The 672-nt window shown below is 64.3% G+C and carries 1 pseudogene; it reads left to right on the top strand.

Annotated features, from left to right (window positions below):
• Window positions 1-584: pseudogene (locus tag F6Q13_RS19125) on the top strand (site-specific integrase); the annotation flags it as partial.
• Window positions 585-672: the final 88 nt, after the last annotated feature.

The following is a 672-nucleotide window of genomic DNA, read 5'->3' as shown; positions in this document are numbered from 1 at the left end:
GCCACCGCGCCCGATCCACCATCGCCAGCCAGCTCTACAACGCCAAAGAGCCGATGACGCTGTTCGAGCTGCAGGCCTGGCTGGGACATCGCACGCCGAACACCACCCAGCACTACGCCAAGATCACCCCGAATACGTTGTCCAAGGCCTACTCCGAGGCCGGATATTTCGCCCGCAACGTCCGCGCGATCGAGGTCCTCGTCGACCGCGACGCCGTCACCTCCGGAGCGGCCGCGGCAGGCGAACCCTGGCAACACTACGACCTCGGCCACGGCTGGTGCACCTACAGCTTCTTCGAGCAGTGTCCTCACCGGATGGCTTGCGCCCGTTGCGATTTCTACACCCCCAAGGGATCGACCAAAGCCCAGATCCTCGAAGCCAAGGACAACTTGCAGCGCATGCGCGCCACCATCCCGCTCTCCGACGAAGAACGCGCCGCCGTCGACGACGGCCACGCCGCCCTGGACGCCCTCCTCAACCGACTTGCCGATGTGCCCACCCCCGCCGGGCCAACACCACACCAGATCGGAACCCGGCCCACCCCAACGATGCTGCCTATCACCCCAGTTCACCAGGGAAAATAGCTGCGCTCGAACAAACTTTCAAATTCCACAGAATGGCTTCGGTCCTGGACCTGTGCGGGCGACGTTTGCTGGCTTGCCCGATCTCGGA

This window comes from Mycobacterium sp., assembly GCF_008709575.1.
Lineage (GTDB): Bacteria > Actinomycetota > Actinomycetes > Mycobacteriales > Mycobacteriaceae > Mycobacterium.
The sequence above is the reverse complement of the archived record's forward strand: the minus strand, read 5'-3'. Positions and strand labels throughout refer to the sequence as shown.